Consider the following 23,638-nt stretch of genomic DNA (forward strand, 5'->3'; position numbering starts at 1 on the left):
CGTTAGGGTCCGATTCATGGAGATCTCGGGTTCGAGCGCCCTCGTCACCGGCGGCGCGAGCGGTATCGGAGCGGCGGTCGTCCGGCGCCTGGCGGCACTCGGCGCGCACGTGGTGGTCGCCGACGTGCAGGACAGCGCAGGCCAGGCGCTGGCCGACGAGGTGGGCGGCACGTTCGCACACGTCGACGTCACCGACACCTACGAGATCCGTGCCGCCGTCGACAAGGCCGCCCAGCTCGCGCCGCTGCGCGCGGTCGTCAACTCGGCCGGCATCGGTTGGGCGCAACGGACGATCGGCAAGGACGGCGAGTACGACTCCGCGCACTCCCTCGACGCCTACAAGAAGGTCCTGGCGATCAACCTGATCGGCACCTTCGACGTCACCCGCCTGGCCGCCACCGTCATGGGTCGCGGGGAGCCGGACGAGGACGGTTGCCGTGGCGCGATCGTCAACGTCGCCAGTGTGGCCGCGTTCGACGGTCAGATCGGGCAGGCCGCCTATTCGTCGTCGAAGGGCGGGGTCGTCGGCATGACCCTCCCCGTCGCCCGCGACCTCTCGGCGGCGGGCATCCGCCTCAACACGATCGCACCCGGCCTGATCGACACCCCGATCTACGGCGAGGGTGACGAGGCCGAGGCGTTCAAGGCCAAGCTCGGCCAGAGCGTGCTGTTCCCGAAGCGGCTCGGCGTGCCCGACGAGCTCGCCCGCATGGTCGTCGAGTGCCTCACCAACCCCTACATGAACGGCGAGGTCGTCCGCGTCGACGGCGGCATCCGGATGCCGCCCAAGTAGGCAACCTTAAGGGTTCGCGAAGGCACCCTCACGAAGCTCCCGGACACCAGTCACCACCTTTCCGGGAGGACCTCATGCGCACCTCGTTCACCACCAAAGCCGTCGTCGTCGCTCTCGCCGCCGGCACCGTCGTCGCCCTGACCGGTGCAGGCGTCGGCTACGCCGCCGCCGGCAGCGGCGCCGCCGTCAAGACCGTGAAGGCCTGTGCCAACGCCGGCGGCCGACTCGCCCTGCGCAACGCCGCCGGGCACTGCCCGAAGGGCTTCGCCGGCATCGTCATCAACAAGCAGGGCCCCAAGGGCGCGACCGGCGCCAAGGGTGCCACCGGCGCGAAGGGCGCGACCGGACCGGCAGGACCCGGTGCGCGCAAGCTGTTGCTGCGCTCGGACGGCAGTGGCGCGAAGCTGGGCGCGACCGTCCAGGGCTTCGTGTACAGCCTCGGCTGCGACGTCGACGACACGCAGGCGGACACCACGGTCACGACCACCCTGTTCGTCAAGCCGCCGGCCGGTGTCACCGCCACGGTCTCGGGCATCGTCCAGACCACGACCGAGATCAGCACGGTCGTGTCCACCGTGTCGTACCGGGCGACCTTCACGACCGAGAAGGCGGTGAACCTCATCGCCCAGAACCAGGTGCGTCACGAGTACATCTCCTCGCTGCGCGTCGTCGGCTCGAACGGCGTCGTGCAGACGATCTCGGTGGACCTCGACGCGGACGCGACGTCGCAGCCCCAGGTCTCGCGCTGCGGCATCGCGGGATCGGTCGTCCCCACCACCTGAACGGCCGAGGCCCGCTCGTCCGTTCCGGACGGGTGGGCCTCGTCGCGCGCGCACGGGTGCCGGAGCCGCCTGCGGGATTCGAACCCGCGACCAACCGCTTACAAGGCGGTTGCTCTGGCCAGCTGAGCTAAGGCGGCAGTGGCTCGAGATTACCTGTGCCGGTGCCTGGCGCCCTCACATGCGCGGGGTCGACGATGTCCGGATGGTCTCTTCCGCTTCGGGGTCGGCGGTGCCCATGCACCCCGCCGATCGGCTGCGCCGGGCGCGCAGGCAGGTCGTCGCCACCCTGGACGGCATCGCGCCGCCTGAGCCCGTCGTCGTCCGGTCGCCGACGCCGATCAAGCCGCTGGACGGCGAGGCGGGCGCCCTAGCCGTCCGGCGTCTCGAGGCGGGGCTCGACCCGGCCGGGCTCGAGTTCCCCCGGCTCGGCGTCGTGAAGCGGGTCGCTCTGCCGGCGCTGCTGCTGGTCCTCGTCGACCTCGTCGTGATCGTGGTGGCGCTGGTGTCCGGTGCCGGCACCGTCGCCCTGGTCTGCGCTCTCGTGCTCATCGGCCTGACCGCGGCCGTGGTGGTGTCCGTCCGCTACGCCGCGGCCGACCCGCTGCGGGTCGGTCCGCGTGAGCTGAAGGCGATCGCAGCGGCCGGACGCTGGTCGCCCAGCCGCGCGTGGCCCGAGCCCGACCGTCACCGCGCTCTCGTCGGGGTGGCGTCCGCCGCGGCGCAACGCATCGTCGACACCGCGGCCTGGCGCAGCGGGGTGCTGGGCCGCAGCGGTTGCGCGCTGCCGCTCGCCACGGAACTCGACCGCATCGAGGACGAAGCCGCCGCCGACGGCGACGAGCGGCACCTGGTCACCCGCGTCGCGGCGCTGGTCGCCTACGCCGAGGTCGCCGCCGAGGTCGGCGCCGACGAGCTCCACGCCGAGCACGCCGAGGCCCTCGCCTTCCTGCTGTCGGGGTCGATCCACGAGGTCGTCTGAGCACCGGGCAGACTTACCTACGCAACCGTAGGTAGTCGTCAGGAAGCGGCGATCGATGTCCCGTCTGCACCAGCCGAAGGCCGGATTCTGGATCCGCCTCTGCGTCGTGATCCTCTACCCGCTCGACGCCCTGCTGTTCCGTCTGCGCATGCGTCACCTCGACCGCATGCCCGCCCCGTCCGAGGGCGGTGTGATCATCGCGGTCAACCACACCTCGCAACTCGACACCGTCCTCGTGGCCCGGTTCGTGTGGCAGAGCGGTCGCATCCCCCGATTCATGATCAAGTCGGGCGTGTTCGGGTGGCCGGTCGTCGGCCGGATCATGAGGGGCGCAGGGCAGATCCCCGTCCACCGCGGCACCAGCGACGCGTCCGCCGCGTTGCGCGACGCCGTCACCGCGCTGCGCAGCGGCGAGGCCGTCGTCATCTACCCCGAGGGGACGACGACCAAGGACCCCGCCAACTGGCCCATGCAGGCCAAGACCGGCGTGGCCCGGCTCGTGCTGCTCGCGCCCGAGATCCCCGTCGTCCCGGTGGGCCAGTGGGGCGCCGACAAGCGCGGCCCGAGCCTGAAGCGGCTCGGACGGCGCCGCACCTGGGAGGCCGTACCCGGCGAACCGCTCGACCTCGGCCACTGGAAGGGCGCCGAGCCGACGCAGGAGAACCTGCGCGCGATCACGGACGAGATCATGGGCGCCGTCCGCCGGGAGGTCGCGACGCTGCGCAAGGAACCCGCGCCGGCGACGTTCTACGTCCCCGAGCGCAAGTACGTCGATCGGAAGCGGAAGGCCGCTTAGGCCTGGCGGCGCCGCCGGGCGATCTCGGCCAGCGTCACCGCGGCCGCGACGGACGCGTTGAGCGACTCGGCGGCGTCCGCCATCGGGATCGACAGCGTGAGGTCGCACGTCTCGCCCACGAGCCGCGACAACCCGCGTCCCTCCGACCCGACGACCACCACGACCGGTTCGGTCGCCAGCTCGAGGTCGTCCAGCGTGGTCGTGCCGTCGGCGTCGAGGCCGACGACGAACAGTCCGGCGTCCTTGCAGTCCTTGAGCGCCCGGACGATGTTCGTCACCTTCGCGATCGGCAGCCGGGCGGCGGTGCCGGCGGACGTGCGCCACGCGGTCGGCGTGATCTCGGCCGACCGGCGCTCGGGGATGATCACGCCGTGCGCGCCGAACGCCACGGCCGAGCGGACGATCGCACCGAGGTTGCGTGGATCGGTGACACCGTCGAGCGCGACGATCATCGGCGGCTGCCCGCTCTCGTCCGCCTCGCGCAGCAGATCCGGCAGCGCGTGGTACGCGAAGGGCGGTACCTGCAGCGCGATGCCCTGGTGCACGATGTTGTTCGTCCGCCGGTCGAGCTCGGCGCGGGAGATCTCGAGGATCGGCAGATTGCGGTCGCCGGCCATGCGGATGGCCTCGGTGATGCGTTCGTCCGCACTGACGCCGACGGCGACGTACAACGCCGTCGCGGGGATGCGTGCGCGCATCGCCTCGGCGACCGGGTTGCGCCCGACCAGCAGTTCGGACGCCTGCGCGTGCGGCTTGCTGCGCGTCGAGGTCGTCGTGTCGCGCGCGTCGCGGCGTGCCTTGCGGTTCGCCGGGTGCCCGGTGCGGTCCTCGGCCCTCGGGGTCGGGCCGCGTCCTTCGAGTCCGCGACGTCGCTGACCGCCCGAACCGACCTGCGCGCCCTTCTTGCCCTTGCGGATCGCGCCGCGTCGTTGCGAGTTGCCAGCCATACGCCCATCGTAGGTGGGCACTACCGTCGAGCCGTGAGCTCACCGCTGCGGCCCTCGTCGCTCGTCGTCGCCACCGGACGTCCGCACGAGCCGGGCGCCACCGTGAACACCCCGATCGCTCCGGTGACCGCGTACCGGTTCGACGGCGCGACCAACCCGTACGGACGCCACCACGTGTCGCCCACCGTCACCGCGTTCGAGGACGTCGTCGGGGCGCTCGAGGGCGGACGCGCCCTGGCTTTCGGCAGCGGCATCAGCGCCTTCTCGTGCCTGATCGACCGGCTGCCGGCCGGATCGGCGGTGGTCGTGCCCCGCGAGGGCTACGGCGGGTACGTCGGCCTGTACGCCGAGCAGCAGGACCTGGGTCGGCTCGAGGTGCGCACCGTCGACGTCCGCGACCACGCCGCCGTGCGGGCGGCGGCCGACGGAGCCGCGCTGGTGTGGGTCGAGACCGTGTCGAACCCCCTGCTGACGGTCGCCGACCTGCCCGCGATCGCCGCGATCGCCCACGACGCGGGCGCGCTCTTCGCCGTCGACGCGACCTTCTCGACGCCGCTGGCGGTGCGTCCGCTCGACCTCGGCGCGGACGTCGTCATGCACTCGGCCACCAAGTACCTCGCCGGCCACTCGGACGCCCTGATCGGCGTGCTCGTCACCCGGTCCGGCGAGCTGCACACCGCGCTGCACGACCGCCGCACCCTCGCCGGCTCCACCCCGGGCACGCTCGAGGCGTACCTGGCCACGCGGGGCGTCCGCACGCTGGCCGTCCGCATGGAGCGCCACTGGTCCAACGCCGGCGAGCTGGCGCGCCGGTCGGCGTCGCTGCCGGGTGTCGTCCGGGTGCGCTATCCCGGCCTGCCGGACGACCCCGGGCACGCCGTCGCCTCGCGCGACCACGCCGCCTTCGGGGCGGTCGTCAGCATCGAGTTCGCCACCGCGGACGAGGCCGAGCGGCTCTGCGCGAACGTCCGGCTCGTCACCCACGCGACATCGCTGGGCGGCGTCGAGTCGACGCTCGAACGGCGGGCCCGGCACCCCGGTGACGCCGCCTACGGAACGCCCGAAGGGCTCGTCCGCCTGTCGGTGGGCATCGAGGACGTCGACGACCTCTGGGACGACCTGGTGCAGGCGGTCAGCGGCTGAGCAGGGCGGTGGCCATCGCGGCCCGCCCCTCGCCGCGCCCGGTGAGCCCGAGTCCGTCGGTGGTGGTCGCGGCGACCGACACCGACGCGCCCACCACCTCGCGCAGGGCCGCCTCGGCCTCGGCCCGGCGCGGGCCGATCTTGGGGCTGTTGCCGATCACCTGGACGGCGACGTTGCCGATCGTCCAGCCGTCGGCGGTGACGAGGCGGACGGTCTCGGCCAGCAGCGCCGCGCCGGACGCGCCCGACCACTCCGGCCGTCCGGTGCCGAACACCGCGCCGAGGTCGCCGAGCCCGGCGGCCGACAGCAGGGCGTCGCACGCGGCGTGGGCGGCGACGTCGCCGTCCGAATGTCCTTCGCAGCCGTCGACCCCGGGCCAGAGCAGGCCGGCGACCCAGCAGTCGCGTCCGGCCTCGATCGGGTGCACGTCGACGCCGAGACCCGTGCGCAGCTCAACCACCGATCGCCTCCGCCACCCGCAGGTCCCACGGGCGCGTGATCTTGAAGGCCTCGTCCGCGCCGGGGACGGCGACGACGGTGCGCCCGGCGGCCTCGAGCAACGCGGCGTCGTCGGTGACCTCGAGGTGGCGTCCGGCCTCGTGCGCGGCGACCAGCACCTCGCGGCGGAAGCCCTGCGGCGTCTGCACGGCAACGAGGGACGCGCGGTCGACGACGCCGGCGAACCCGCCGTCCGGGCCGATGCGGCGGATGGTGTCGTGCACCGGCACCACGGGCACCGCCGCGTCCGCTCCGGCTGTCAACGCCTCGATCACGGCCGTCACGACCGTCCCGGGCACGAACGGACGGGCCACGTCGTGAACGAGCACGAGGTCGGCGGTCACGGCGGCGAGTCCGGCGAGCACGGAGGCTTGGCGGGTGGCGCCGCCGGCGACCACGGTGGCCGCGGCCAGGTCGGCGGCGGCACGCAGCTGCGCCTGCGGGGCGACGACGACGATCTCGCCCACCCCCGGGTGGTCTCGGAAGCGGTCGACGGCGTGCTCGAGCAGGGTGCGGCCGGCGACGCGGACGAACGCCTTGGGCACGTCGGCCCCGAGACGCGAGCCGGAACCCGCCGCAACGAGAACGGCGGCGACGGTCACAGGACCGTTCGCCGCCGTCATCGAGGCAATGTGAAGTTGACTTGAGCTACAGCTAGGCGACGGCCTCGGCCAGCACCTCGTCGAGCACGACCTCGGCCTTGTCCTCGTTCGTGCCCTCGGCGAGCGCGAGCTCGCTGGTGAGGATCTGACGCGCCTTGGCCAGCATGCGCTTCTCGCCGGCGGACAGCCCGCGGTCGCGGTCGCGGCGCCAGAGGTCACGGACGACCTCGGCCACCTTGTTCACGTCACCGGAGGCCAGCTTCTCGCCGTTCGCCTTGTAGCGCCGCGACCAGTTGGTGGGCTCCTCGGTGTGCGGGGCACGCAGGACCTCGAAGACCTTGTCGAGGCCTTCCTGACCGACGACGTCGCGGACACCCACGACCTCGGCGTTCTCGGCCGGGACGAGCACCGTCAGGTCGCCCTGGGCGACCTTCAGACGCAGGTAGGTCTTCTTCACGCCCTGGAGCAGTCGCTCCTCGATCGCTTCGATCAGTGCTGCACCGTGGTGCGGGTAGACGACGGTCTCGCCGACCTTGAAAGTCATATGTGAGCGCCCCTTTCGCTCCCTCCAGGGTAACACGCAGCACATCGTCCGGACCCGCCTCTTCGGACGGCCAACGGCCACGCAGCCCAACGAACACGGGCTTGACAGCGTCCTGGCCGCGTGTATCCGATGCCGAGCACGCCCGTCGGGAAGCCGCTCGCTACTCTGAGGACGCGTTCGGTGGGAGCCGTGCGCTTCCAGTCGCACCATGATCGTCGTCGATCGCCAGGAGTCGTTGTGGACGCTGTGCCGGGTACCGTCGCCGAGCCCCGCTCGAGCCGCCGTACGACCGTGCTGCGCACCGTCGGCCTGGCCGCCGCCGCCGCTGCCGTCACCGGCGCGTGCGCCGCGGGCCAGCTCGCCCAGACCGCCTACGAGAAGCCGAGCATCGACGGCAACAACGCGAGCGTGGGCGTCATCGACCTGCGCGGCATCGCGCTCGAGGCGCCCGAGGGCAAGGCCTCCTACGCCAAGGGCAGTTCCATCCCGATGACCCTCGTCATCGTCAACAACGGCCGCGCCACCGACACCCTCACCGGCGTGCGCACCGCGGCCGCGAGCGGCTGGGGCGCCTACCCGAAGTCGGCGGCGTCCGAGTCGTCCTCGAGTGCGGCCGCACCGTCGTTCTCCGACGGCGAGACCGGCGTCGTCGGCGCCCCCTCGTCGGGCGCGGGCTCGAACGGTGGCGCCCCCGAGGGCGGCCGCCAGTCGGTGAAGATCCTGTCGCTGCGACGCGCCTCGTTCGGTGTGCCCGACTCGAACTCCGACCTGCTGCTCACCGGCACCACGCGCACGCTGTACCCCGGTTCGACGATCAAGGTCACCTTCACGTTCGCGAAGGCCGGCACCGTGACCGTCAGCGTCCCGGTGCAGATCGGCGAGCGTCCGGAGGAGCCGGCCGTCGCCCCCGGCAGCGAGGGCGAAGGCGGCGAGTAGCCGTCCGCCCGCCGCGGCGTCCGGGTTCTGTCGGAGGTCGCGGTTAGCGTCTCGCCCGTGAAGCTCTGCACCTCCGGGTCGCGCTGATGGCCAAGCCGGCGACGACGTTCCGCTGCTCGGCGTGCGACGCCACGAGCAGCAAGTGGTACGGCCGCTGCCCGCGCTGCGGCGAGTTCTCCACCGTCTCCGAAGCGGCCCCGGTCGCGTCCACCAGCGGGTTGCGGGCGGCGGCCACCGCCTCTGCCCCCGCCCGCCCGGCCCGGCCGGTCAGCGAGGTCACCGCGGGCGAGCCGGCGCGGCGCACCGGCACCGGCATCGGCGAGTTCGACCGTGTCATCGGCGGCGGTCTCGTCCCCGGGCAGGTGTGCCTGTGCAGCGGTCCGCCCGGCTCCGGCAAGAGCACGCTGCTGCTCGCCGTCGCCGACTCGGTCGCGCAGACGCAGCGGCGTCCGGTGCTCTACGTCTCCGGCGAGGAGTCGGTCGAGCAGATCGCGGTGCGGGCCCGCCGCATCGGGGCCGTCTCGCCGAACCTCCTGCTCGCCGACGACACCGACCTCGGTGCCGTGCTCGGCCACATCGAGGCCCATCCCGACGCCGCGCTCGTGGTCGTCGACTCGGTGCAGACGGTCTCGTCCGCCGACGTCGACGGACGGGCGGGCGGGGTCACCCAGGTCATGGAGGTCGCGTCCGTCCTCACCCGCGTCGCGAAGGCCCGCGGCCTGCCGATGCTGCTGGTCGGCCAGGTGACCAAGGACTCCACCGTCGCCGGTCCCCGCGCGCTCGAGCACATCGTCGACACCACGCTGAGCCTCGACGGCGACCGGCACACGTCGCTGCGGTTGCTGCGCGCGGTCAAGAACCGGTTCGGCTCGCTCGAGGTCGCCGCCTTCGAGCAGACCGACGGCGGCATGCAGGAGGTGCTCGACCCGAGCAGCCTGTTCCGCGAGCAACGCGAGCTGCCGGTACCGGGCACGTGCGTCACCGTCACCGTCGAGGGCAACCGCGCCCTGCTCGCCGAGGTGCAGGCACTGGTCGCGCAGACCACCGTGCCGAACCCCCGCCGCGCGTTCTCAGGGCTCGACAACGGCCGCTGCGCGATGCTCATCGCGGTCAGCGAGCGGTCGGCCAAGACCCGGCTGTTCGACCGCGACGTCTTCCTCGCCACCGTCGCCGGCATGAAGCTCAACGACCCGGCCACCGATCTCGCCGTCTGCCTCGCGATCTTCTCGGCGGCGGGCGGACGGACGATGCCGCTCGACATGCTCGCCATCGGCGAGGTCACGTTGTCCGGTGACATCCGTCCGGCCACGCAGATGTCCGAGCGCGTGTCCGAGGCACTGCGGCTCGGCTTCAAGCGATTGCTCGTTCCGGTCGGCACCCGGCAGCGGCTCGGCCGCTCGGTCGCGTCCGCACGGCTCATCGAGGTGGGCTCGGTCGAGGAGTCGTTGCTGGCGCTCGTCGCCCCTCCCCCGGTCAACCCGGGTCGCCGCACCACCGACACCCACGTCACCCTGCGGTCGGTCGGTTTCGGCGGTGCGGACGGCACGGACGGCGCGGACGCGGAATCGGGAGCACCGTCCTGACCCCGCGTTCTAAGCTGATCGACGACAGCCACTGACGGAGGACTCACCATGCCGGGCACCGAACGGGACGACGCGCTGCGTTCCGTCCTCGCCACCGTCGCGCCCGGCACCGCCCTGCGCGACGGGCTCGAGCGCATCCTGCGCGGCAACACCGGCGCACTGATCGTCATCGGGTGGGACGACACCGTCGAGCGGTTGTGCACCGGCGGCTTCCCGCTCGACGTCGACTTCTCGTCCACGCGCCTGCGCGAGCTGTGCAAGATGGACGGCGCGGTCGTGCTGAGCACCGACGGCCTGCGCATCGTCTACTCGGCCACGCACCTCATGCCCGATCCGGCCATCCCCACCGAGGAGTCCGGCACCCGGCACCGCACCGCCCAACGGGTGGCGCTGCAGACCGGCTATCCCGTGATCTCGGTGTCGCAGTCGATGCGCATCATCAGCCTGTACGTCGGCGACCGCCGGTACGTGCTCGAGGGCACCGGCGAGATCCTGTCGCGCGCCAATCAGGCCGTCGCCACGCTCGAGCGCTACACCTCGCGCCTCGAGGAGGTCTCGCAGGCGCTGTCCGCGCTCGAGATCGAGGACCTCGTCACGGTCCGCGACGCCGCGGTGGTCGTGCAGCGGCTCGAGATGGTGCGCCGCATCGCCGACGAGGTCACCGGCCACGTGGTCGAGCTGGGCACCGACGGCCGGCTGCTCGCCCTGCAGCTCGAGGAACTGGTCTCGGGCTCGGACGCCGACCTGTCGCTGACCGTCCGCGACTACACGCCGCCGGGCAAGCGCGGCCGCACCGTCGAGGCGGTGCTCGCCGACCTCAGCGAGCTGTCCGCGGTCGAGCTGCTCGACCTGACCGAGGTCGCCCGCGCCCTGGGCCTGCCCAACACGCCCGAGTCGCAGGAGAGCGCGATCAGCCCCCGCGGGTACCGCCTGCTCTCGCGCGTGCCGCGGCTGCACCCGGCCATCCTCGACCGCGTCGTCGAACACTTCGACGGCCTGCAGAAGCTGCTGGCCGCCTCCGCCGAGGACCTCCAGGTCGTCGACGGCGTCTCCGACAGCCGCGCCCGCGCCATCCGCGAGGCCATCTCGAGGCTCGCCGAGGTCAGCATCATCGACCGCTTCAACTGACGCGCCCCAGCTAGCTGCAGCTTGCTACTGCCGAGCGCCGACAACCCGGCGAATTCTGTGCCTGGGCGTCACGAGATCGTGGCGCTCAGGTGCGCGAGCTGCAAGGCGGAGGCGCGAGAGCTGTAGCTTGCTACTGCCGAGTGCCGACAACGCCGCAGATCGTGTGCCTGGGCGTCACGAGATCGAGAACTGGGCGGCTTTGCCGTCCTTGCCGGCGAGGGTGGCGTAGAGGGTGTAGGTGCCGACACCGACGCGCTGGCGGGTGCCCTTGCAGCCTTCCTGCGAGGTCTGTCCCGACCAGGTGATGCTGACGCGCACGGGCTTGCGCACCGGCAGGGTGCGCTCGTTGGTGCCCTTCTGCACCTCGCAGTCGTGGCTGCCCCAGACGCGGGACTCCCCGTTGTAGACCTTGAGCACGACCTGCTGGTCGGCGAGGTCCTGGATGCAGGGCTTGGCGCCGACGTTGGTGACCTGCAGCTCGACGACCGGCTTGTCGCCCACCTTGTAGGTCGACTTGCCGACGACCGCCTGCACGGCGAGGTCCGCCTTCGCGCACTGCTTCGGAGCGGCCGAGGTGCGGGGCATGCTCGACGAGCTGCGGGCGGTCGCCTCCCGCTCCGTCGAGGAGCCGCGGGTGGTGGACCGTCCGCCGCTGGTGGTGGGCGCGACGGTGGAGGCGCCGGTCGGGGTCGACGATCCGTCCGCGACCGGGGTGGTGCCACCGCCGCCGGTCACGGCGCGCACGGTCAGCACGAGCAGCAGCAGGAGCAGGACGACGGAGCCGATCACAAGGATCCGGCGGCGCCAGTACACCGACGGCGGCAGATTACCCACGGGCGAGAACATGTCGGCCCCACGCTAACCCGAGCGCCCAGGAACCCCGCGAGCGACGCGCGCACCGGGCCGCGCGGCGGCCGTGCGACGATCCGGGAGCCATGCCTGCACCGTCCGCGGACCACCCGCTCGTCGCGCCGCTGACCGCCTGGTACGCCCGTGAGGCCCGTGACCTGCCGTGGCGCGCGCCCGGGGTCGGGCCGTGGGCGGTGCTGGTCAGCGAGGTCATGCTGCAGCAGACGCCGGTGAACCGGGTCCTGCCCGCCTGGACGGCCTGGCTGCGCCGCTGGCCGAGCCCCGCCGACCTGGCGGCCGCCCCGGCCGGCGAGGCCATCCGCATGTGGGACCGCCTCGGGTACCCGCGCCGGGCGCTGCGCCTGCACGCCTGCGCGGTCGCGCTCGTCGAGCGGTTCGGCGGCGACGTTCCCGCGGACGTCGACGCGCTGCTGTCGCTGCCCGGCGTCGGCGTCTACACCGCGCGCGCGGTGGCCGTGTTCGCGTTCGGGCAGCGGCAGCCCGTGGTCGACACGAACGTGCGCCGGGTCGTGGCCCGCGCCGTGACCGGTCAGGGCAACGCGGGGCCACCGTCCACCGGGCGCGATCTCGCCGAGGTCGAGGCACTGCTGCCGGACGACGAGCGACGCGCCGCCCGGCTGAGCATCGCGCTCATGGAACTGGGGGCGCTGGTCTGCCTGGCGCGCACGCCGCGGTGCGACCGGTGCCCCGTGTCCGCGCAGTGCGCCTGGCGGCTGGCGGGGTCGCCGCCGTACGCCGGCCCGGCCGTCCGTGCGCAGACGTTCGCCGGCACCGACCGTCAGGTGCGCGGGCTGCTCATGGGTGTGCTGCGCGCGGCGGACGCGCCGGTCGCGAAGCCCGCGCTGGACCTGGTGTGGTCTGACCCGGTGCAGCGCGAGCGCGCGCTCGACACCCTCGTGGCGGACGGCCTCGTCGACCCGTTGCCCGACGGCACCTACGCCCTGCCGGGCTGAGGGCCGGGGTACGACGGAGCCCGCCCGGACAGTGTCCGGACGGGCTCCGTGGGTCGTGCGGGTCGTCAGTCGGCGGACACGCCCGCCGCCGGCGGCTCGTCGAGCGCGAGCGTCGACGGCTTCGCCTCACCGCGGAAGGAGAACGTCTTGGGACCGTCCTTCTTCATCGGGTCGGCCGGCTCGACGTCGACGAGCACGATCTGGCCGGGCTCGAGTTCGCCGAACAGGATCTTCTCCGACAGCGGGTCCTCGATCTCGCGCTGGATGGTGCGGCGCAGCGGCCGGGCACCCAGCACGGGGTCGTAACCCTTCTCGGCGAGCAGGTTCTTCGCGTCCTGGGTCAGCTCGATGCCCATGTCCTTGTTGCGCAGCTGGACGTCGAGGCGGGCGAGCATGAGATCGACGATCTGGACGATCTCGGCCTCGCTGAGCTGGTGGAACACGATGATGTCGTCGATGCGGTTGAGGAACTCCGGGCGGAAGTGCTGCTTCAGCTCGTCGTTGACCTTCTGCTTCATGCGCTCGTAGTTCGACTCGGTGTCGCTGGACGCCGCGAACCCGAGCGAGACCGCCTTCGAGACGTCACGGGTACCGAGGTTGGTGGTCAGGATCAGCACCGTGTTCTTGAAGTCGACGATGCGGCCCTGGCCGTCGGTCAGGCGGCCGTCCTCGAGCACCTGCAGCAGCGTGTTGAAGACGTCCGGGTGGGCCTTCTCGACCTCGTCGAACAGCACCACCGAGAACGGCTTGCGGCGCACCTTCTCGGTGAGCTGGCCGCCCTCGTCGTAGCCGACGTAGCCGGGAGGAGCACCGACCAGGCGCGACACCGTGTACCGGTCGTGGAACTCGGACATGTCGATCTGGATCAACGCGTCGTCGTCGCCGAACAGGAACGCGGCCAGCGTCTTGGACAGCTCGGTCTTACCGACACCGGACGGGCCGGCGAAGATGAACGAGCCGCCCGGACGCTTCGGGTCCTTGAGGCCCGCCCGCGTGCGCCGGATGGCCTGGGAGACGGCCTTGATGGCCTGCTCCTGGCCGATGACGCGCTTGTGGAGCTCGTCCTCCATGCGCAGCAGCCGGGCGGTCTCCTCCTCGGTCAGCTTGAAGACCGGGATGCCCGTCCACGTCGCGAGGACCTCGGCGATCTCCTCGTCGTCGACCTCGGCGACGACGTCGAGGTCGCCCGCCTTCCACTCCTGCTCGCGCTGCGCCTTCTCGGCCAGCAGCGTCTTCTCCTTGTCGCGGAGAGCCGCCGCCTTCTCGAAGTCCTGCGCGTCGATCGAGGATTCCTTCTCGCGACGCACGTCGGCGATGCGCTCGTCGAACTCGCGCAGGTCCGGCGGGGCGGTCATGCGACGGATGCGCATGCGCGCGCCGGCCTCGTCGATGAGGTCGATCGCCTTGTCGGGCAGGAACCGGTCGCTGATGTAGCGGTCGGCCAGCCCGGCGGCGGCGACGAGCGCGGCGTCGGTGATCGAGATGCGGTGGTGCGCCTCGTACCGATCACGCAGACCCTTGAGGATCTCGATGGTGTGGGCCACGCTCGGCTCGGGCACCTGGATGGGCTGGAAGCGCCGCTCGAGGGCAGCGTCCTTCTCGAGGTGCTTGCGGTACTCGTCGAGGGTGGTCGCGCCGATCGTCTGCAGCTCACCGCGGGCGAGCATCGGCTTCAGGATCGAGGCCGCGTCGATGGCGCCCTCGGCCGCTCCGGCACCGACGAGCGTGTGGATCTCGTCGATGAACATGATGATGTCGCCGCGGGTGCGGATCTCCTTGAGCACCTTCTTCAGGCGCTCCTCGAAGTCACCGCGGTACCGCGAGCCGGCGACCAACGACCCGAGGTCGAGGGTGTACAGCTGCTTGTCCTTCAGCGTCTCGGGCACCTCGCCCTTGACGACGGCCTGCGCCAGCCCCTCGACGACGGCGGTCTTGCCGACGCCGGGCTCGCCGATCAGCACCGGGTTGTTCTTGGTGCGGCGGCTGAGCACCTGCATCACGCGCTCGACCTCTTTCTCGCGCCCGATGACCGGGTCGAGCTTGCCCTCGCGGGCGGCCTGCGTGAGGTTGCGGCCGAACTGGTCGAGCACGAGGCTCGTCGACGGCGTGGCCTCGGTGGCCGTGCCGGCGGGCTCCTTGCTCTGGTAGCCGTTGAGCAGCTGGATGACCTGCTGGCGCACCTTGTTGAGGTCGGCGCCCAGCTTCACCAGCACCTGCGCGGCGACGCCCTCACCCTCGCGGATGAGACCGAGCAGGATGTGCTCGGTGCCGATGTAGTTGTGGCCGAGCTGCAGCGCCTCGCGCAGCGAGAGCTCGAGCACCTTCTTGGCCCGCGGCGTGAACGGGATGTGCCCGCTCGGCGCCTGCTGGCCCTGGCCGATGATCTCCTCGACCTGCTGGCGCACGGCGTCCAGAGAGATACCGAGGGACTCGAGGGCCTTGGCCGCGACGCCCTCGCCCTCGTGGATCAGCCCGAGCAGGATGTGCTCGGTACCGATGTAGTTGTGGTTGAGCATCCGGGCCTCTTCTTGGGCCAGGACGACAACCCGCCGCGCGCGGTCCGTGAACCGTTCGAACATCAGGCAGCTCCTTCCGCGCTGAGAACGCTCGTGACCAACTGTAGTCGCCGTCGGGGGGCGACTGCTCGCTGCAACGGACGGACGGGGACCGGGATGCCCGGTTTGATTACGCCCGCGGCGAACGGCGCCCGCCCCCGCCCGTCCACAATGACGCGATAACGGGTCGGACGGCCCGGGTTTCGCAGCTGCGCGAGGAGCAGGAATGGCCGATGAGGTGCTCGGACGGGTCGACGGCGGATCGCAGCGATTGCGCGGGTATCTGGCCGAACCGGAGGGCACCGGCCCCTTCCCCGGCGTCGTCGTGCTGCACGAGGCGCTGGGCCTGGACGACATCACCCGGCGCCACACCGACCGGCTCGCAGCCGCCGGCTACCTTGCGTTCGCGGTGGACCTGTTCAGCGACGGGGGTGCCCGGCGCTGCCTGCTGTCGACCTTCCGGGCCCTGCTGGCGCAGCGGGGACGTCCGTACGCCGACATCGAGGCGGCCCGGCAGCACGTGGCCGGGGACGCGCGGTGCAGCGGCAAGGTGGGCGTCATCGGCTTCTGCATGGGCGGCGGCTTCGCCCTCGTGACCGCCGCCCGGGGTTTCGACGCCGCGTCGGCCAACTACGGCACCGTGCCCCGCCACGCCGACGAGGTCCTGCGGGGCGCCTGCCCGGTCGTGGCCAGCTACGGCCGGCGCGACGTCACCCTGCGCGGGTCGGCCGCGACACTCGAGCGGACGCTCGAGCGGCTCGGCGTCGAGCACGACGTGAAGGAGTACCCCGGCGCGGGCCACTCGTTCCTCAACGACCGCGGGTTCGGCCCGTCCGTCACGCAGCCGCTGCAGCGCATCGCGGGGCTCGGGCCCCATCCCGCGTCCGCCGACGACGCCTGGTCCCGCATCGAGGCGTTCTTCGAACGGCACCTGCACTGACACGCGACAGGGCCCGGGTCAGCTCGACCCGGGCCCTGTTCGGTACGTGCGGAATTCAGTTCTGGGCGTTGTACGCCTCGACGATGTGCGCCGGGATACGACCCTTCTCGCCGACCTTGTAGTCGTGGTTGCGCGCCCACTCGCGAATGGCCTGGGTCTGCTCACGGTCGCCACGGGCCGGACGGCCGCGCTTGACGGCGCCCGTGCCATTCGTGCGGGGGCCGCGGCCGCTGGCACGGCGGGCGTTCGCGACGTATTTGGCCATCACGTCACGCAGCTCGGCCGCATTCGAGGAGGAAAGGTCGATCTCGTAACTGGCGCCGTCGAGGCTGAACGACACCGTCTCGTCCGCCTTGGAGTTGTCGAGGTCGTCGATAAGGGTGACGACGGTCTTCTGTGCCATGGAGTGTGCCATTTCTGTCGCGGGGGGTTTCATTCGACGCAACCCACGATAGCCTACCGCCTCTGCATAAAGCGGCGGGACTGCATCCGTGGCGCGGCAAAACCGATTCGGCGCATTAGGCGGCACCAATTGACCGTGCCCACAGCGGACAGTAATTGCGCGCTCAGCTTTCGGGCGCGTCCTTGAGCAGCGGGAACAGGATGGTCTCGCGGATGCCCTTGCCGGTCAGCGTCATCAGCAACCGGTCGACGCCGAGTCCGAGGCCGCCCATCGGCGGCGCGCCGTATTCGAGTGCCCGCAGGAAGTCCTCGTCCAGTTCCATGGCCTCGGGGTCGCCGGCCGCGGCCGCGATCGACTGCTCGGTGAGCCGGCGGCGCTGCTCGACCGGATCGACGAGCTCGGAGTACGCGACCCCGACCTCGACGCCGTCGATGACGAGGTCCCAGGCCTCGGCCAGGCGCGGATCGTCCCGGTGCGGGCGGGCCAGCGGGCGCACGGACGCGGGATAGTCGAGCACGAACGTCGGCTGCACGAGGGTGTGCTCGACGAGCTTCTCGTAGAGCTCGAGGACGATCTCGCCCGCGTCCCACTTCGGGTCGAGGCCCACGCCGGCACGGTCGGCGAGCTCGCGCAGCGTGGCGGCCGGGGTCTCGACGTCGACGGGTTCGCCCAGCGCCTCGGCGACCAGCCCGTGCAGGGACGCCCGCCGCCACTCGCCGGGCAGGTCCAGCTCGACCCCGTCCGCCGTCACCGGACGCGGATTGCCGACCGCCTCCGCCGCGTCGACGATCAGGGCGCGCATCAGGTCGGCCATCGTGTCGTAGTCGCCGTAGGCCTCGTACGCCTCGAGCAAGGTGTATTCGGGCGAGTGACTGGAATCGACACCCTCGTTGCGGAAGGCCGGCCCCATCTCGTAGACGCGGGCAATTCCGCCGACCACGCACCGCTTCAGGTACAGCTCGGTGGCGATGCGCAGCGACATCTGCTGATCGAATGCGTTCAGGTGCGTGTGGAACGGCCGCGCGGCCGCGCCCCCGTGCACGCTCTGCAGGATCGGCGTTTCGACCTCGGTGTACGCGCGCGCGTCGAACGTCTCGCGCAGCGACCGCAATACGCGTGCGCGCGTGTACACCATTCGGCGCGCCTCGGGACGCACGATGAGATCGACATAGCGCTGCCGCATGCGCAGCTCGTCCGACAACGGCTTGTGCGCGACGGGCAGGGGCCGTAGTGCTTTCGCGGTGACGCGGTATTCGTCCGCCATAATCGACAATTCGCCGCGCTTGGACGCGACCACCTCGCCGCGCACGAACACGATGTCCCCGAGATCGACGTCGGCCTTCCACGCCGCCAGTCGGTCGGCGCCGACCCTGTCCTGCGACAGCATGACCTGCAGTTCGGCGTCCTCCTCACGCAGCAGCGCGAAACAGAGCTTGCCGGTGTTGCGGACGAAGATCACGCGCCCCGTGACGCCCTCGACGACGCCGGTGCCCTCGCCGGGCTCGACCGCGGGATGCGCCGCGCGCACCTCGGCCAGGGTCGCCGTACGCGGGACCCCGGTCGGGAACGGCGCGTGCTCGGGGTCCGCGACGAGCCGGTCGTACTTCTCACGACGGACCCGCAGCTGCTCGGGCAGGTCGTCGGCGGCGGCAGGGTCCCCAGCGGGGGCCACGGCGGGGTCGGTCACGGGACCAAAGCCTAACGACGGTCCCCCTGACGAATGTCATGGCGGATAGCAGGGCCTCAGCACTGCCGGACGAAACGCCCGTCCGCGAACGTAGCGGGCATGACTTCGACACCGACCACGTCGGCGGGCATCGAGCTCACCGGCGTCACGAAGACCTTCCGGTCACCCCAGGGCCCGGTGCACGCCGTGGCCGGTCTCGACCTGCGGATCGCCCCCGGCGAGACCGTCGCCCTGCTCGGGCCGAACGGCGCCGGCAAGAGCACGACGATCGACATGCTGCTGGGGCTCGCCGACCCCGACGCCGGACGCATCACCGTCTTCGGACAGCAGCCGACGCAGGCCACCCGCTCGGGCGCGGTCGGCGCGATGCTGCAGACGGGCGGGTTGCTGCCGTTCATGTCCGTCCGCGAGCTGCTCGTCATGATGGGCGCGCTCTACCGCGACCCCATGCCACTGGACGAGGTCATGCGGGTGACCGGCATCGCCGACATCGCCGGACGCCGCACCGACAAGCTGTCGGGCGGCCAGACGCAGCGGGTGCGGGCGGCGCTCGCGCTGGTGAGCAACCCCGACCTGCTCGTGCTCGACGAGCCCACCATCGCGATGGACGTGGAGGGTCGGCACGTGTTCTGGGAGGCCGTCCGCGACTTCGCCCGGGGCGGCCGGACGGTGCTGTTCGCGACCCACTACCTGGACGAGGCCGACCAGTACGCCGACCGGATCGTGCTGATGGCCCGCGGCCGGGTCGTCGCGGACGGTCCCGCGAACGAGATCAAGGCGACCGTCGGCTCGCGCACCATCCGGGCGACGGTCCCCGGGGCGTCGCTGCTCGAGCTCGGCCGGCTGCCCGGCGTCGTCGCCACCGACAGCAGGGGCGACTCGGTGATCCTCACCTGCCAGGACGCCGACACCGCGCTGCGGGCGCTGCTGAACGGCTACGAGCAGGCCCGCGACATCGAGGTGAGCGGCGCCGGGCTCGAGGCCGCCTTCCTCGCCCTCACCGGCGACGAGCCGTCCGCCACCGACACCACGCAGGAGGTCGCGCGATGAACGCCGTCTATACGAAGTACGAGTTCCTGCGGCTGTTCCGCAACCGGCAGAACTTCATCTTCTCGATCGTCTTCCCGATGGTCATGTTCTTCGCCATCGCAGGATCCAACCGCAACAACGACGCCGTGCCCGGCGTGTCGTTCCCGCGCTTCTACTTCGCGGGCATGGTCGCCTTCGGCACGCTCGCCGCGGTGCTGTCGGGAGGGGCGCGCATCGCCTACGAGCGGCAGATCAACTGGAACCGGTCGCTGCGGCTCACGCCGCTGGCACCGTCGGCGTACCTGCGCACGAAGATCGTGACGTCCTACGTGCTCGCGGTCATCGTGCTGGCCCTGCTGACGGCGGCGGCGCTGACCCTCGGCGTGACGTTCTCCGCGGCCGACTGGGCGACGACGGTCGGACTCGTGCTCGTCGCGCTGGTGCCGTTCGCGGCGATCGGCATCATGCTCGGCCACCTCATCCGCAGCGACAGCATGGGACCGGTCATCGGCGGTGGCATGTCGTTGTTCTCGCTGCTCGGCGGGGCCTACTTCCCCATCGGCCAGGGCGGCGGGTTCATGCACGAGTTCGTCCGGCTCATCCCGTCCTTCTGGCTGGTCCAGGCGGGCAAGACCGGGGTCGGCGGCGAGAGCTGGACCCCGGAGGCGTGGATCGTGGTCGCCGCCTGGACGGTCGTGTTCGGCGTCGGCGCGGCGTGGGCGTACCGCCGCGACACCGCCCGGACCTGAGGCGCCGGTTTAGCGTGGACGACATGTCCGAGCCCGATGCCACCGCCCAGGGCACCGTCCGCGGGTGGAACCGCGGGTGGCAGCGGTACGCGTTCCCCGGCCTGTGGTTGATCTACCTCGGCCAGACCGGCACCGGCGTCCGCGAGCACTCGGACGGCGCCGCACAGGTGGTCGGCTACGTGGTGCTCGCCGCCTTCGCCGTCGTGTACCTGACGGCGTTGCCCGTGGGCTGGTCGGGCATGCACCGCCGCTTCTGGTGGCTCTACGCGGCCGCGGCAGCACTCACGGTCGTCGAGTGCTTCTTCGCCCACGGCGACGCGCTGGTGTTCCTCGTCTACCTCTCGGTGCTCACGGTGGCCACGCGCAGGCGCTGGGCGCCGCTCGCGGTCGGCGGCTACGTGCTGGTGTCGCTGTTCCTGCCGCCGCTCGTGCCCGCGTGGGACACCGGCATCGCCTGGGATCTCGGCGTCGTCACCGCCCTGGTGTCGCTGGCGATGTTCGGGTTCTTCGCCGTCGTCGAGTCGAACATCGCGCTCGCCCGGGCGCGGGCCGAGGTCGCGCGGCTGGCGGCCGAGAACGAGCGCTCTCGCATCGCCCGCGACCTGCACGACCTGCTCGGCCACTCGCTGACGACGATCACCGTGAAGGCGGGTCTCGCCCGCAAGCTGGCCGAGCGCGGCGAGGACGACCGCGCCCGCGCCGAGATCGGCGAGGTCGAGCAGCTCGCCCGGCGCACGCTCGGTGACGTGCGTGCGGCGGTGTCGTCCCATCGCGAGATCACGCTGGCCGGTGAGCTCGCGACCGCCCGCGAGGTGCTGCGCGCCTCGGGCATCATCGCCGAACTGCCCGCCAGCGTGGCCGAGGTCGACGCCGACGTCGACCAGCTGTTCGGCTGGGTCGTGCGCGAGGGCGTGACGAACGCCGTCCGCCACTCCCGCGCCCAGCACGTCCGCGTCACGTTCGGTCCGCGACGGCTCGAGGTGGCCGACGACGGGCGGGGCGGCTCGGCCGTCCCCGGCAACGGCCTGACGGGGCTGCGCGAGCGGGTCGAGGCCGTCGGCGGCACGCTGGAGATCCACCAGGGCGACGGATTCCGGCTGTGTGTCGACGTGCCCGTCCCCGCGGTGGCCCCGACCCCGGCGGCCGTCCCGTGATCCGGCTGCTGCTCGCGGACGACCAGAACCTCGTCCGCACCGCCCTGGCCGCGCTGCTCGACCTCGAGGACGACTTCGAGGTGGTCGCGCAGGTGGCCCGCGGCGACGAGGTGGTGGCGGCGGCGGTGGAGGCCCGTCCGGACGTCGCCCTGCTCGACATCGAGATGCCGGGCATGGACGGCCTCGCCGCGGCGGCCGCGCTCGCACAGGAGCTGCCGGGATGCCGACTGCTGATCCTCACCGCGTTCGGGCGGGCCGGATACCTGCGCCGCGCGATGGAGGCGGGCGCGTCCGGCTTCGTGGTCAAGGACGCCCCGGCCGAGCAGCTCGCCGACGCGGTCCGCCGGGTCGCCCGCGGCGAACGCGTGGTCGACCCGGCGCTGGCCGCGGCGACGCTGGCCGGCGGACCGTCCCCCCTCACCGGACGCGAGCGCGACGTGCTCGTCGCCGCCCGCGACGGCGCGACCGTCGCCGATGTCGCCGCGAAGCTGTTCCTGTCCGAGGGAACCGTGCGCAACTACCTGTCGGCCGCGATCGCCAAGACCGGTGTCCGCAACCGGATCGAGGCGATCCGCGTCGCGGACGAGCGGGGCTGGCTCTGACCTGCCCACACTCCGGTTGAGTGGCGCGTTTCGCCGCCCAGTGGCGCGGAATTCCGCGCCACTCGTCGCGAAACCGCGCCACTCAACGGGTTACGGGAGCTGGCGGGCCAGCTCGGTGGCGAGCTCGAGGTGGTCGAGGTCGGCCAGATCGAGCACCTGCAGGTAGAACCGGGTGACGCCCTCGGCCCCGAACGCTCCGATCTTGTCGACGACCTCGCTCACGGTGCCGGCGGCGGCGCTGGAGCCGCGGATCTCGTCGACCTCGCGCCCGATCGCCTGCGCGCGGCGGGCGACCTCGGCGTCGTCCTTGCCCAGGCAGAGCGTCTGCGCGGCCGAGTAGACGATCTCCCGCTCGGTGACGGCCGCACGGACCCGTCCGAGGACGGCCTTGGTGTCCTCGAGGGACGAGAACGCGACGTTGTACTCGTCGGCGAAGCGGGCGGCGAGCGCGGCGCCACGCTTCTTGCCGGCGCCGCCGAGGATGATCGGCGGACGCGGCGACTGCACCGGCTTGGGCAGCGCCGGCGAGTCGGTGACGGTGTAGTGCTCGCCGCTGAACGAGTACGTCTCGCCCGCGGGCGTGCCCAGCAGGCCGGCGATGATCTCGAGCTGCTCGGCGAAGCGGTCGAAGCGCTCCTTCGTGTCGGGGTACGGGATGCCGTACGCCTTGTGCTCGGCGTCGAACCAGCCCGCTCCCAGGCCGAGCTCGACCCGTCCGCCGCTCATGTCGTCGACGTTGGCGACGCTGATGGCGAGAGGTCCGGGGTGTCGGAACGTCGCCGGCGTGACCAGCGTGCCGAGCCGCACCCGCGAGGTGTCGCGGGCGAGGGCGGCCAGCGTGATCCAGGCGTCGGACGGTCCCGGCAGACCGTCCACGCCACCCATCTTGAGGTAGTGGTCGGACCGGAAGAAGGCGTCGTACCCGAGGTCCTCCGTGGCCTTCGCGATGGTCAGCAGGTCGGCGTAGCTCGCGCCCTGCTGCGGTTCGGTGAAGATGCGAAGCTGCATGGTCCGAGCCTAGGGAGGGGCGCGAAGCGGCGTTCACGCGACTCCGACGCACAGGTGCGGACGGTGCTCGGCGGCCCCGGTCCGCCCGACCCCCTCGTCCCTAATCTGTATTACACGCGTCGGCGCGTGTAATACAGATTTCGCAGGAGGGTGCCGCTGGCGCCGCGGCGATCAGGAATTGCGCTCCCAGATCAGCCGCAGCCCGATCAGGGTGAGGGCGGGTTCGTAGCGCGTGACGGTCTCGCTGTGGTCGATCACGAGGGACGCGAGGCCGCCGGTCGCGATGACGTGGACGCTGCCCGGGTCGTCGGGGACGAGCGCGGACGACAGGCGGCGCACCATGCCGTCGACCTGGCCGGCGAAGCCGTAGAGGATGCCCGACTGCAGCGACTCGACGGTGTTCTTGCCGATGGGGCTGCGCGGGGCGACGAGCTCGACCTTGCGCAGCTGGGCGGCGCGGGCGGCGAGGGCGTCCAGCGAGATCTCGATGCCCGGGGCGAGCGCGCCACCGAGGAAGTCGCCGCGCGGGCTCACGACGTCGAAGTTCGTCGAGGTGCCGAAGTCGACGACGATCGACGGCCCGTCGGTGAGGTGGTACGCGGCCGCGGTGTTGCAGATGCGGTCGCTGCCGACCTCCTTCGGGTTGTCGGTGAGGATGCTGACCCCGGTGCGCACGCCCGGCTCGACCAGCACGGTCGGGATGCCCGCGTAGTAGCGCGCGAGCATCGTCCGCAGTTCGCGCATGACCGCCGGGACGGTCGAGCACGCGGCGATGCCCGTGACCGGGGTGTCGGCGACGAGACCCCGGAACGCGAGCGCGAGCTCGTCGGCGGTCGTGCGGGCGTCGGACTTGATGCGCCACGAATCGCGCATCTCCTCACCCTCGAACACGCCCATGACCGTGTTCGTGTTGCCGACGTCGATGGCGAGCAGCATCAGTAGGTCCTTGGGTGCTGG

The 23,638-nt window shown here is 71.9% G+C and carries 24 protein-coding genes and 1 tRNA gene; 14 read left to right on the plus strand and 11 right to left on the minus strand.

Going from position 1 to position 23,638, the window contains the following annotated elements; genetic code table 11:
• Window positions 1–16 precede the first annotated feature (16 nt).
• Window positions 17–793 (plus strand): Rossmann-fold NAD(P)-binding domain-containing protein, encoded by a 777-nt coding sequence (locus tag ACYVP9_RS09835; RefSeq protein ID WP_460604611.1) that lies wholly within the window; start codon window positions 17–19, stop codon window positions 791–793.
• A 74-nt stretch (window positions 794–867) separates the two neighbouring features.
• Window positions 868–1,575, plus strand: a complete 708-nt coding sequence (locus ACYVP9_RS09840; protein WP_460604612.1) for a collagen-like triple helix repeat-containing protein — start codon at window positions 868–870, stop codon at window positions 1,573–1,575.
• Between the two features lie 63 nt (window positions 1,576–1,638).
• Here ACYVP9_RS09840 and ACYVP9_RS09845 read toward each other — a convergent pair.
• Window positions 1,639–1,712, minus strand: a tRNA-Thr gene (locus tag ACYVP9_RS09845).
• A 65-nt stretch (window positions 1,713–1,777) separates the two neighbouring features.
• Here ACYVP9_RS09845 and ACYVP9_RS09850 point away from each other — a divergent pair.
• Together ACYVP9_RS09850 and ACYVP9_RS09855 are read left to right on the plus strand one after the other, a co-directional pair.
• The gene (locus ACYVP9_RS09850; RefSeq protein ID WP_460604614.1) at window positions 1,778–2,554 is read left to right on the plus strand and encodes a hypothetical protein; all 777 of its coding nucleotides are present in this window, start codon (window positions 1,778–1,780) and stop codon (window positions 2,552–2,554) included.
• A 55-nt stretch (window positions 2,555–2,609) separates the two neighbouring features.
• A complete protein-coding gene (locus ACYVP9_RS09855) occupies window positions 2,610–3,350 on the plus strand; it encodes a lysophospholipid acyltransferase family protein (protein ID WP_460604616.1) in 741 nt (246 codons plus the stop codon).
• Here ACYVP9_RS09855 and rlmB read toward each other — a convergent pair.
• Window positions 3,347–4,297 carry a TrmH family RNA methyltransferase gene (rlmB, locus tag ACYVP9_RS09860; protein ID WP_460604618.1) on the minus strand — a complete coding sequence of 317 codons (951 nt, stop codon included), beginning with the start codon at window positions 4,295–4,297 and terminating at the stop codon, window positions 3,347–3,349. The genes ACYVP9_RS09855 and rlmB overlap by 4 nt on opposite strands.
• A gap of 33 nt (window positions 4,298–4,330) precedes the next feature.
• On the opposite strand from rlmB, the gene ACYVP9_RS09865 reads away from it, so the two are divergent.
• Window positions 4,331–5,440, plus strand: a complete 1,110-nt coding sequence (locus tag ACYVP9_RS09865; RefSeq protein ID WP_460604619.1) for a trans-sulfuration enzyme family protein — start codon at window positions 4,331–4,333, stop codon at window positions 5,438–5,440.
• Here the strand turns inward: ACYVP9_RS09865 and ispF are convergent.
• The 3 genes from ispF to ACYVP9_RS09880 are packed head-to-tail and all read right to left on the minus strand — an operon-like array spanning window position 5,430 to window position 7,084.
• Window positions 5,430–5,891 carry a 2-C-methyl-D-erythritol 2,4-cyclodiphosphate synthase gene (gene ispF / locus ACYVP9_RS09870; protein ID WP_460605053.1) on the minus strand — a complete coding sequence of 154 codons (462 nt, stop codon included), beginning with the start codon at window positions 5,889–5,891 and terminating at the stop codon, window positions 5,430–5,432. The genes ACYVP9_RS09865 and ispF overlap by 11 nt on opposite strands.
• A 1-nt stretch (window position 5,892) precedes the next feature.
• Window positions 5,893–6,561, minus strand: a complete 669-nt coding sequence (gene ispD / locus ACYVP9_RS09875; protein WP_460604621.1) for a 2-C-methyl-D-erythritol 4-phosphate cytidylyltransferase — start codon at window positions 6,559–6,561, stop codon at window positions 5,893–5,895.
• A gap of 31 nt (window positions 6,562–6,592) precedes the next feature.
• Window positions 6,593–7,084 carry a CarD family transcriptional regulator gene (locus tag ACYVP9_RS09880; RefSeq protein ID WP_460604623.1) on the minus strand — a complete coding sequence of 164 codons (492 nt, stop codon included), beginning with the start codon at window positions 7,082–7,084 and terminating at the stop codon, window positions 6,593–6,595.
• Between the two features lie 237 nt (window positions 7,085–7,321).
• On the opposite strand from ACYVP9_RS09880, the gene ACYVP9_RS09885 reads away from it, so the two are divergent.
• The 3 genes from ACYVP9_RS09885 (at window position 7,322) to disA (ending at window position 10,731) form a co-directional block, all read left to right on the plus strand.
• Window positions 7,322–8,020: a hypothetical protein gene (locus ACYVP9_RS09885; RefSeq protein ID WP_460604625.1), complete on the plus strand. Its 699-nt coding sequence runs from the start codon at window positions 7,322–7,324 to the stop codon at window positions 8,018–8,020.
• Between the two features lie 86 nt (window positions 8,021–8,106).
• Window positions 8,107–9,603, plus strand: coding sequence for a DNA repair protein RadA (radA, locus tag ACYVP9_RS09890; RefSeq protein WP_460604627.1), 1,497 nt, complete (start codon window positions 8,107–8,109; stop codon window positions 9,601–9,603).
• 48 nt (window positions 9,604–9,651) lie between these two features.
• Window positions 9,652–10,731, plus strand: a complete 1,080-nt coding sequence (gene disA, locus ACYVP9_RS09895) for a DNA integrity scanning protein DisA (RefSeq protein ID WP_460604629.1) — start codon at window positions 9,652–9,654, stop codon at window positions 10,729–10,731.
• Between the two features lie 174 nt (window positions 10,732–10,905).
• Here disA and ACYVP9_RS09900 read toward each other — a convergent pair whose 3' ends face one another.
• Window positions 10,906–11,565 (minus strand): hypothetical protein, encoded by a 660-nt coding sequence (locus ACYVP9_RS09900; RefSeq protein ID WP_460604631.1) that lies wholly within the window; start codon window positions 11,563–11,565, stop codon window positions 10,906–10,908.
• A gap of 101 nt (window positions 11,566–11,666) precedes the next feature.
• On the opposite strand from ACYVP9_RS09900, the gene ACYVP9_RS09905 reads away from it, so the two are divergent.
• Complete coding sequence (locus ACYVP9_RS09905) at window positions 11,667–12,554, plus strand: HhH-GPD family protein (RefSeq protein WP_460604632.1); 888 nt, start codon at window positions 11,667–11,669, stop codon at window positions 12,552–12,554.
• Window positions 12,555–12,619: 65 nt separating this feature from the next.
• Here the strand turns inward: ACYVP9_RS09905 and ACYVP9_RS09910 are convergent, their stop codons facing one another.
• On the minus strand, window positions 12,620–15,133 hold the full coding sequence (locus tag ACYVP9_RS09910) for an ATP-dependent Clp protease ATP-binding subunit (RefSeq protein WP_460604634.1): 2,514 nt from the start codon (window positions 15,131–15,133) through the stop codon (window positions 12,620–12,622).
• A 202-nt stretch (window positions 15,134–15,335) separates the two neighbouring features.
• Between ACYVP9_RS09910 and ACYVP9_RS09915 the strand changes: the two genes are divergently transcribed.
• A complete protein-coding gene (locus tag ACYVP9_RS09915) occupies window positions 15,336–16,049 on the plus strand; it encodes a dienelactone hydrolase family protein (RefSeq protein WP_460604636.1) in 714 nt (237 codons plus the stop codon).
• Window positions 16,050–16,104: 55 nt separating this feature from the next.
• Here the strand turns inward: ACYVP9_RS09915 and ACYVP9_RS09920 are convergent, their stop codons facing one another.
• Together ACYVP9_RS09920 and lysS are read right to left on the minus strand one after the other, a co-directional pair.
• A complete protein-coding gene (locus ACYVP9_RS09920) occupies window positions 16,105–16,452 on the minus strand; it encodes a histone-like nucleoid-structuring protein Lsr2 (RefSeq protein WP_460604637.1) in 348 nt (115 codons plus the stop codon).
• Window positions 16,453–16,615: 163 nt separating this feature from the next.
• A complete protein-coding gene (gene lysS / locus ACYVP9_RS09925) occupies window positions 16,616–18,139 on the minus strand; it encodes a lysine--tRNA ligase (protein WP_460604639.1) in 1,524 nt (507 codons plus the stop codon).
• A gap of 99 nt (window positions 18,140–18,238) precedes the next feature.
• On the opposite strand from lysS, the gene ACYVP9_RS09930 reads away from it, so the two are divergent.
• Genes ACYVP9_RS09930 through ACYVP9_RS09945 form a run of 4 tightly spaced genes read left to right on the plus strand, consistent with a single transcriptional unit; the run spans window position 18,239 to window position 21,673 of the window.
• Window positions 18,239–19,189 (plus strand): ABC transporter ATP-binding protein, encoded by a 951-nt coding sequence (locus ACYVP9_RS09930; RefSeq protein WP_460604641.1) that lies wholly within the window; start codon window positions 18,239–18,241, stop codon window positions 19,187–19,189.
• Window positions 19,186–19,917 carry an ABC transporter permease gene (locus ACYVP9_RS09935; protein ID WP_460604643.1) on the plus strand — a complete coding sequence of 244 codons (732 nt, stop codon included), beginning with the start codon at window positions 19,186–19,188 and terminating at the stop codon, window positions 19,915–19,917. The genes ACYVP9_RS09930 and ACYVP9_RS09935 overlap by 4 nt, the downstream gene beginning before the upstream one ends.
• Window positions 19,918–19,940: 23 nt before the next feature.
• Window positions 19,941–21,071: a sensor histidine kinase gene (locus tag ACYVP9_RS09940; protein WP_460604645.1), complete on the plus strand. Its 1,131-nt coding sequence runs from the start codon at window positions 19,941–19,943 to the stop codon at window positions 21,069–21,071.
• Window positions 21,068–21,673 (plus strand): response regulator transcription factor, encoded by a 606-nt coding sequence (locus tag ACYVP9_RS09945; RefSeq protein WP_460604646.1) that lies wholly within the window; start codon window positions 21,068–21,070, stop codon window positions 21,671–21,673. The genes ACYVP9_RS09940 and ACYVP9_RS09945 overlap by 4 nt, the downstream gene beginning before the upstream one ends.
• 90 nt (window positions 21,674–21,763) lie before the next feature.
• On the opposite strand, the gene ACYVP9_RS09950 is transcribed toward ACYVP9_RS09945, so the two are convergent.
• On the minus strand, window positions 21,764–22,681 hold the full coding sequence (locus tag ACYVP9_RS09950) for an LLM class F420-dependent oxidoreductase (RefSeq protein WP_460604648.1): 918 nt from the start codon (window positions 22,679–22,681) through the stop codon (window positions 21,764–21,766).
• Window positions 22,682–22,852: 171 nt separating this feature from the next.
• Complete coding sequence (locus ACYVP9_RS09955) at window positions 22,853–23,617, minus strand: type III pantothenate kinase (RefSeq protein ID WP_460604649.1); 765 nt, start codon at window positions 23,615–23,617, stop codon at window positions 22,853–22,855.
• Window positions 23,618–23,638: the final 21 nt, after the last annotated feature.

The organism is Jatrophihabitans fulvus (assembly GCF_054781375.1).

Excerpts from the sequence above, each read along its gene's own strand:
- ACYVP9_RS09835 (WP_460604611.1), top strand. The coding sequence starts at position 17 with ATGGAGATCTCGGGTTCGAGCGCCCTCGTCACCGGCGGCGCGAGCGGT.
- ispD (WP_460604621.1), bottom strand. The coding sequence starts at position 6,561 with ATGACGGCGGCGAACGGTCCTGTGACCGTCGCCGCCGTTCTCGTTGCG.
- ACYVP9_RS09840 (WP_460604612.1), top strand. The coding sequence starts at position 868 with ATGCGCACCTCGTTCACCACCAAAGCCGTCGTCGTCGCTCTCGCCGCC.
- ACYVP9_RS09855 (WP_460604616.1), top strand. The coding sequence starts at position 2,610 with ATGTCCCGTCTGCACCAGCCGAAGGCCGGATTCTGGATCCGCCTCTGC.
- ACYVP9_RS09930 (WP_460604641.1), top strand. The coding sequence starts at position 18,239 with ATGACTTCGACACCGACCACGTCGGCGGGCATCGAGCTCACCGGCGTC.
- ACYVP9_RS09955 (WP_460604649.1), bottom strand. The coding sequence starts at position 23,617 with ATGCTGCTCGCCATCGACGTCGGCAACACGAACACGGTCATGGGCGTG.
- ACYVP9_RS09905 (WP_460604632.1), top strand. The coding sequence starts at position 11,667 with ATGCCTGCACCGTCCGCGGACCACCCGCTCGTCGCGCCGCTGACCGCC.
- rlmB (WP_460604618.1), bottom strand. The coding sequence starts at position 4,297 with ATGGCTGGCAACTCGCAACGACGCGGCGCGATCCGCAAGGGCAAGAAG.
- disA (WP_460604629.1), top strand. The coding sequence starts at position 9,652 with ATGCCGGGCACCGAACGGGACGACGCGCTGCGTTCCGTCCTCGCCACC.
- ACYVP9_RS09850 (WP_460604614.1), top strand. The coding sequence starts at position 1,778 with ATGGTCTCTTCCGCTTCGGGGTCGGCGGTGCCCATGCACCCCGCCGAT.
- ACYVP9_RS09940 (WP_460604645.1), top strand. The coding sequence starts at position 19,941 with ATGTCCGAGCCCGATGCCACCGCCCAGGGCACCGTCCGCGGGTGGAAC.
- ACYVP9_RS09915 (WP_460604636.1), top strand. The coding sequence starts at position 15,336 with ATGGCCGATGAGGTGCTCGGACGGGTCGACGGCGGATCGCAGCGATTG.
- ACYVP9_RS09950 (WP_460604648.1), bottom strand. The coding sequence starts at position 22,681 with ATGCAGCTTCGCATCTTCACCGAACCGCAGCAGGGCGCGAGCTACGCC.
- ACYVP9_RS09910 (WP_460604634.1), bottom strand. The coding sequence starts at position 15,133 with ATGTTCGAACGGTTCACGGACCGCGCGCGGCGGGTTGTCGTCCTGGCC.
- radA (WP_460604627.1), top strand. The coding sequence starts at position 8,107 with ATGGCCAAGCCGGCGACGACGTTCCGCTGCTCGGCGTGCGACGCCACG.
- ACYVP9_RS09880 (WP_460604623.1), bottom strand. The coding sequence starts at position 7,084 with ATGACTTTCAAGGTCGGCGAGACCGTCGTCTACCCGCACCACGGTGCA.
- ACYVP9_RS09935 (WP_460604643.1), top strand. The coding sequence starts at position 19,186 with ATGAACGCCGTCTATACGAAGTACGAGTTCCTGCGGCTGTTCCGCAAC.
- ACYVP9_RS09920 (WP_460604637.1), bottom strand. The coding sequence starts at position 16,452 with ATGGCACAGAAGACCGTCGTCACCCTTATCGACGACCTCGACAACTCC.